Here is a 7,200-nt window from a genome sequence, read left to right on the forward strand (position 1 = left end):
AACCGCTATTTGACGATTCGCAGGCTGGGACGCCCCGTCGGCTTGACTGGAGCCTCCGGCTCGGAAGCTTCCACCGGCTTGGCTTCGTCGTCGGCCGTTACCGGTTTCAGTGCCGGCGCGGCGGCTTCAGCCTCTCCCAGCTCAACTTCGAAACCCATGCCTTCGCCGGTTTCCCTTGCAAAAATCGACATCACATTGCCAATCGGCACCCAGATGTCGCGGGAAACGCCGCCAAAACGAGCGGAAAACGACAACCAATCATTGTCGATACGCAGGTTCTTGGTGGCCGAAAGACCGATATTCAGCACGATTTCGTTGTTTTTCACGTACTCGTGCGGCACATCGGCGCGCTCGTTGACCCATACCACCACATAGGGCGTGAAACCGTTGTCGCCACACCACTCGTGCAGCGCTCGGATCATGTAGGGCTTGGTGCTGGAGCTCATTGGCAATCCTTATTTGCGCATGGCCTTTTCGGACGGCGTCAGCGAATCGATAAAGGACTGACGCTGGAAAATCCGCTCGGCGTACTTCAGGATGGGCGCGGAGTTTTTGCCCAGATCAATGTTGTAATGCTCCAAACGCCACATCAGCGGCGCAATCGCCACGTCGATCATGGAGAAATCGTCGCCCAGCATGAACTTCTGCTTGGCGAAAATCGGCGCGATCGTAGTCAAACCGTCACGGATGGCCTCGCGGGCCTTGTTCGCTTCCTTGCCGGTGGCGCCAGCCTCCAGCGCCTTGACGTGGATGAACAGCTCGTTTTCAAAACGGTAGAGGAACAAGCGGGCGCGCGCGCGCATCACCGGGTCCGCCGGCATCAGCTGCGGGTGCGGGAAACGCTCGTCAATGTACTCGTTGATGATATTGGATTCGTGCAGGATCAAATCGCGCTCGACCAATACCGGCACCTCATTGTAGGGGTTCATCACCGCCAGATCTTCCGGCTTGTTATGGATGTCCACATCAATGATTTCGAAATCCATTCCCTTTTCAAAAAGCACGATACGGCAACGCTGGCTGAACGGGCAGGTAATTCCGGAGTAAAGAGTCATCATGGCAGGAGGAAATCCTTAACTAACAATGGGTTGATTCAGCTGGGCATTCTAGCACTTTCCCCCACCTCATTTCCAGCACCGCATCATAATGCCATGATTTAAAATAAAAAAAGGCGGATTTCTCCGCCTTGATCAACGCCGACAAGTTAGCTTAATGCACGTCGCGCCAGTACTCTTTCTTCAAGAAATACGCCAGCGGCAACAGCAACAGCGAGAGGAACATCAATACGACATAGCCAATCTGCTGACGCTTCACTTGTGCCGGTTCGCCGATGTAGACCAGGAAGTTGGTCAAGTCCGCCATCCGCTTGTCGAATTCCACGGTGTTGGCCTTGCCGTTCTCAAGCTTGGTCAAAGTACCGGCCTTGATCAGCTCCAGCTTGTGCTCCTCATGGCCTTCCGCATTCTTCTCGGTTTTCAGCACCTGCTCGCCTTGCCATTCCCAGAAGATGTGAGGCATGCCCACCTTGTCGAACACCGCGTTATTCCAGCCGGTAGGCCGGCTCGGATCACGGTAGAAGCCGCGCAGATAGCCGTACAGATAGTCGGCGCCGCGAGAACGCGCGATCAGCGACAAGTCCGGCGGCGTGGCGCCAAACCAGGCTTGAGCATCCTTCTTGTTCATCGCGATGTTCATCTGATCCCCGATCTTGGCGCCCTCCGGCAGCAAGTTCGCCTTGATCTGCTCTTCAGTCAAGCCGATATCGGTCAGGCGGTTGTAACGCATCGCGCTGGCCGAATGGCAAGACAAGCAGTAGTTGGTGAAGATCTGCGCCCCGCGTTGCAAGCTTTCCGTATCTTGGATATTGATAGGCGCCTTGGGCAGCTTGGCCCCTTCGCTTGCAGCCAGCGCCGTAGCGCTGAACGGCAACGCCAGCGCCATGGCCGCGATCAGGTGGCGGATTTTGCTTTTCATGAGTCCTCTCCCCTTTTTACACGTTCATGGCGAATACGGCGGCGGCCACGATGGTCACCACCACCAGTACCGCAAACCGGATTTGACGCTGGGCGTTGGTATCAGTCACCCGCGTCGGCACCGGAATGCTGCCCACATCGTTCTTGGTGTAGAACGGCATGCCCAGGAAGAAGGCGAAGTAGACGAACGAGAGCACCTGCGCGATCACGGTACGGGCATTGGTGGACGGCAAAGCGCCCAGAATGCCAAGACCAATGAAGGACACGATGAACAGGACCAGCATGAACTTGAACTTGGGACCGCGGTAACGAATGGACTTAACCGGCGAGCGATCCAGCCACGGCAGGAAGGCGATCAGCACCACCGCCGCGCCCATCGCCAATACGCCCCATACCTGAGTGCCCAGGAAGGACGGGATGGCACGCAAGATGGCGTAGAACGGAGTGAAGTACCATACCGGCGCGATATGCGGCGGAGTCTTCAGCGGGTCGGCCTGGTCAAAGTTGGGGTGCTCCAGGAAGTAACCGCCCATTTCCGGCATGAAGAACACAATGGCCGAGAACACGATCAGGAACACCACCACGCCCAGCACATCCTTAACGGTGTAGTACGGGTGGAAGGGGATGCCGTCCAGCGGAATACCCTTGTCATCCTTCAGTTTCTTGATCTCAACGCCGTCCGGATTATTGGAGCCCACTTCATGCAAAGCGATCAGGTGAGCGACCACCAGGGCCAGTAGCACCAGCGGCACCGCGATCACGTGCAGCGCGAAGAAGCGGTTCAGTGTAGCGTCAGACACCACGTAATCGCCGCGGATCCACACCGACAAGTCAGGGCCGATCACCGGAATGGAGCCGAAGAGGTTGACGATCACCTGCGCGCCCCAGAACGACATCTGGCCCCAAGGCAGCAAATAGCCCATGAAGGCCTCGGCCATCAGGCACAGGAAGATCAAGGTGCCAAACACCCACACCAGTTCGCGCGGCTGCTTGTAGGAACCGTAGATCAGGCCGCGGAACATATGCAGATACACCACCACGAAGAACATCGAAGCGCCGGTGGAGTGCATGTAACGGATGATCCAGCCTCCGGCCACATCGCGCATGATGTATTCGACCGAAGCAAAGGCAACCGGGATGCCGGCCCCATTCAAGGTGCCGTCCGGCTTGTAGTTCATGGTCAGGAAGATGCCGGTGACAATTTGAATCACCAGTACCAGCATGGCCAGCGAACCGAAGAAGTACCAGAAGTTGAAGTTCTTCGGCGCGTAATACTCGGTAACGTGCTCCTTGAGCATCGACGATAGCGGAAAACGCTCGTCCACCCAGTTGAGCAACTTTTGTCCTTTAGTCATGTAGCCCCCTCAGCTTATTTGTCTTCGCCAATCAGCAGGCGGGTGTCGGACAGATATTTGTGCGGCGGAATTTCCAGGTTCTTCGGTGCCGGCACGCCTTTGTAAACGCGCGCGGCCAAGTCGAACTTGGAACCATGACAGGGGCAGTAGAAGCCGCCCAACCAGTCCGGGCCCAGATCGGCGGGCGCGATATCCGGACGGTGAGTCGGCGAACAGCCCAAATGCGTGCAGATGCCGACGGCAACCAGCAACTCGGGTTTGATCGAGCGGTGCTCGTTCTGGCAATAAGTAGGCTGCTGATCCATCTCGGATTTGGGATCAACCAGCTTCTCGTCCAGCTTCGGCAGGTTTTTCAATTGCTCCGGCGTGCGGTTCAGCACCCATACCGGCTTGCCGCGCCACTCGACGTTGATCTTCTGGCCCGGCTCGATCTTGCCGATATCCACCTCGACGGGAGCGCCGGCGGCCTTTGCCCTCTCGGACGGGAAGAAACTCATCAGAAACGGCGTAGCCACTCCGGCCGCCGCCACACCACCAACAGCGCTGGTTGCAACCGTCAGAAAGCGACGGCGCCCCGCATCGACTTGTTGTTCACTCATTACAGTCATCCTCAAACGTGGAAACCGAGCCCAAAACTGCCTGATTTTACCCGATTCCGAGTAGGGACTTGAAGCTTCTATGCAAATAAATTGGCCGAAGCCCCGCTTAGCCTCTTAAACCGGGTTGGAAATGTCTACAAATTCAACACTTATGCCATGAAGCTGAGCCATGCGTTCGCCCAAAGCCTTGATGCCAAAACGCTCCGTGGCGTGATGCCCCGCCGCGATGAAAGCCACATCACACTCCATTGCCATATGATGATTTTGCTCGGATGCTTCGCCGGTGATGAAAGCATCCACCCCCAGATCGATGGCTTCGGCGAAGAAGCTCTGCGCACCGCCAGTACACCAGGCCACGCGCGAAATCGGCTTGTCCGCCCTGCCCAGCAACAAGGCCTCGCGCCCTAGGCAAGCGGAAACATGCTCGCGAAAATCCACCGCGCTGCCTCCATGCCGCCATGACCCATGCCACAGCAAGCCCTGCTCGCCCCCCTGCCCCAAAGCATCCAAATCCAGCACCTTGCCCAGCATCGCGTTATTGCCCAACTCCAGATGAGCATCCAAAGGCAGGTGGTAAGCCAGCAAGCTCAAATCATGCTCCAGCAATGCCTTGACCCGTTGACGCTTCATACCGCAAATCCGGGCGTCCTCTCCCTTCCAAAAATAGCCGTGATGCACCAGTACGGCGTCCGCTCCACGCAACGCCGCCTCGTCAATCAAGGCCTGGGAGGCTGTCACCCCAGTTACCAACTTGCGGACTGTCGGCCTCCCCTCCACCTGCAGCCCGTTAGGCGCGTAGTCCTTGAACCGCCACGGTTCCAAAATCGTGTCCAGGCTGCTCAGCAAGGCCTTCAATTCCATCACGCACTCCTTAATTTAATATATGCCCCAGCTTTATTTTGCCAGAAGCCAACTCATTTTAAGGCCACAAAAGAAAAACCCCGCCGTAGCGGGGTTTTTCAAAGCCGAGGAGGCGTCAGCTTACATCATGCCGCCCATACCGCCCATGCCGCCCATATCCGGCATGCCGGCCGCCGGCTTGTCTTCCGGCAATTCAGCGATCATGCAGTCGGTGGTCAACATCAAGCCAGCAACGGAAGCAGCGTGCTGCAGAGCGGAGCGGGTCACCTTGGCCGGATCCAGCACGCCCATTTCCAGCATATCGCCGTACTCGCCGCTAGCCGCGTTGTAACCGAAGTTGCCTTTGCCTTCCAGCACCTTGTTCACCACGACCGACGGCTCTTCGCCGGCGTTCTTGACGATCTGGCGCAGCGGCGCTTCGATGGCTTTCAGCACGATCTTAACACCGGCGTCTTGATCGGCATTGTCGGTTTTCAGGCTGTCCAGAGTGGAGCGGGCGCGCAGCAGAGCAACGCCGCCGCCAGCCACAACGCCTTCTTCAACAGCGGCGCGGGTAGCGTGCAAGGCGTCTTCAACGCGGGCCTTTTTCTCTTTCATTTCCACTTCAGTGGCAGCGCCAACCTTGATCACCGCAACACCGCCGGCCAGCTTGGCCACTCGCTCTTGCAGTTTCTCACGATCGTAATCGGAAGTGGCTTCTTCCATCTGCTTGCGGATCTCGCCCACGCGCGACTGGATCTCGGCCGCTTGGCCGGCGCCGTCGATGATGGTGGTGTTTTCCTTGCCCACTTCAACGCGCTTGGCTTGGCCCAGCATTTCCAGCGAAGCTTTTTCCAGGGTCAGGCCCACTTCTTCGGCAATCACGGTGCCGCCGGTCAGGAAAGCGATATCCTGCAGCATGGCTTTGCGACGATCGCCAAAGCCAGGAGCCTTAACAGCAACGACTTTCAGGATACCGCGGATGGTGTTGACCACCAGAGTGGCCAGCGCTTCGCCTTCCACATCTTCGGCAATGATCAGCAGAGGACGGCCGGACTTGGCCACTTGCTCCAGAACCGGCAGCAGGTCGCGGATATTGGAGATTTTTTTGTCGAACAACAGGATGAAAGGATTGTCCAGAGCGGCAATCTGCTTATCCTGGTTGTTGATGAAGTACGGGGACAGGTAGCCGCGATCGAACTGCATGCCTTCGACCACGTCCAGCTCGTTGTTCAGGCTCTTGCCGTCTTCAACGGTAATCACGCCTTCCTTGCCCACTTTTTCCATGGCATTGGCGATGATGTCGCCGATGTCGGAATCGGAGTTGGCGGAAATGGAGCCAACCTGAGCGATTTCCTTAGTGGTAGCGCACGGCTTGGCGATCTTGGCGATTTCGCCCACCAGCGAGGCAACGGCTTTGTCGATGCCGCGCTTCAGATCCATCGGGTTCATGCCGGCGGCAACGTACTTCATGCCTTCCAGCACGATGGCTTGGGCCAGCACGGTGGCGGTGGTGGTGCCGTCGCCGGCCACGTCGGAAGTCTTGGAGGCGACTTCTTTCACCATCTGCGCGCCCATGTTCTCGAACTTGTCTTTCAGCTCGATTTCCTTGGCAACGGATACACCGTCCTTGGTGATGGTCGGCGCGCCGAAGGAGCGGTCCAACACTACGTTGCGGCCTTTCGGGCCCAGTGTCACTTTAACGGCATCAGCCAGGATGTTGACGCCGGTTACCATCTTGGCGCGAGCGGAATCACCAAACTTTACGTCTTTAGCAGCCATTCTTAAATCTCCAGAATTCTGAGTAAGGGAAGTTCAGATGCGGGTCGGATTACTCAACGATGCCCATTACATCTTCCTCGCGCATTACGAGGACTTCATCTCCGTCAACCTTGACGGTCTGACCGGAGTACTTGCCGAAGATGACCTTGTCGCCTTTCTTCAATTCCAGGGCGCGGCGTTCGCCGTTTTCCAGGATCTTGCCGTTGCCGACGGCCAAAACTTCGCCCATGTCCGGCTTCTCAGCGGCTGCGCCCGGCAGAACGATGCCGGAAGCGGTTTTTTCTTCAGCCTCGAGGCGCTTGATAACAACACGGTCGTGCAAAGGACGAATTGCCATGGATCTCTCCTGTTACAGTGGCTGTTGAGAGTTGAAACCTGTTTGAGTTGAGGCGGGCGTTAGCACTCGCCTGCTACGAGTGCTAATGATAGGGACGAGAGGGAGGGATTTCAAGAGCCTGCAGTAGCAATTTTGCATCAAACAAGGCACAACAGTTACGTGGCACGAAAATTCTAAAGGTGTTACCGAAGCCTCCCACCAACAGGCCGTTGGATGGAGGACGAAACTTGAACTGCTTTGGTAGAGATATCTTAACCTGCCCCCCTAAACAGGGCCATCCGAAACTTAGTAAGGTTCGTCTTGTGACCTCCTCC

Annotated in this window: 8 protein-coding genes; all 8 read right to left on the reverse strand. The window is 57.0% G+C overall.

Going from position 1 to position 7,200, the window contains the following annotated elements; all coding sequences use genetic code 11:
* Positions 1-5: 5 nt before the first annotated feature.
* Positions 6-446 (reverse strand): ClpXP protease specificity-enhancing factor, encoded by a 441-nt coding sequence (locus ACUXV1_RS10370; protein ID WP_043641305.1) that lies wholly within the window; start codon positions 444-446, stop codon positions 6-8.
* A gap of 9 nt (positions 447-455) precedes the next feature.
* Entirely contained in the window at positions 456-1,058 is a 603-nt protein-coding gene (locus ACUXV1_RS10375) for a glutathione S-transferase N-terminal domain-containing protein (RefSeq protein WP_039756141.1), read from the reverse strand.
* A 151-nt stretch (positions 1,059-1,209) separates the two neighbouring features.
* On the reverse strand, positions 1,210-1,974 hold the full coding sequence (locus tag ACUXV1_RS10380) for a cytochrome c1 (protein ID WP_019103448.1): 765 nt from the start codon (positions 1,972-1,974) through the stop codon (positions 1,210-1,212).
* Positions 1,975-1,990: 16 nt separating this feature from the next.
* On the reverse strand, positions 1,991-3,328 hold the full coding sequence (locus ACUXV1_RS10385) for a cytochrome b (protein WP_043641308.1): 1,338 nt from the start codon (positions 3,326-3,328) through the stop codon (positions 1,991-1,993).
* Positions 3,329-3,342: 14 nt separating this feature from the next.
* Positions 3,343-3,927 (reverse strand): ubiquinol-cytochrome c reductase iron-sulfur subunit, encoded by a 585-nt coding sequence (gene petA, locus ACUXV1_RS10390; RefSeq protein WP_039756139.1) that lies wholly within the window; start codon positions 3,925-3,927, stop codon positions 3,343-3,345.
* Positions 3,928-4,041: 114 nt separating this feature from the next.
* A complete protein-coding gene (locus ACUXV1_RS10395) occupies positions 4,042-4,788 on the reverse strand; it encodes a Nif3-like dinuclear metal center hexameric protein (protein WP_107732862.1) in 747 nt (248 codons plus the stop codon).
* A gap of 120 nt (positions 4,789-4,908) precedes the next feature.
* Positions 4,909-6,549 (reverse strand): chaperonin GroEL, encoded by a 1,641-nt coding sequence (groL, locus tag ACUXV1_RS10400; RefSeq protein WP_048414165.1) that lies wholly within the window; start codon positions 6,547-6,549, stop codon positions 4,909-4,911.
* Between the two features lie 49 nt (positions 6,550-6,598).
* A complete protein-coding gene (gene groES, locus ACUXV1_RS10405; protein ID WP_019103401.1) occupies positions 6,599-6,886 on the reverse strand; it encodes a co-chaperone GroES in 288 nt (95 codons plus the stop codon).
* Between the last annotated feature and the right edge of the window lie 314 nt (positions 6,887-7,200).

The sequence above is a fragment of the Chromobacterium sp. W521 genome (genome assembly GCF_052805975.1).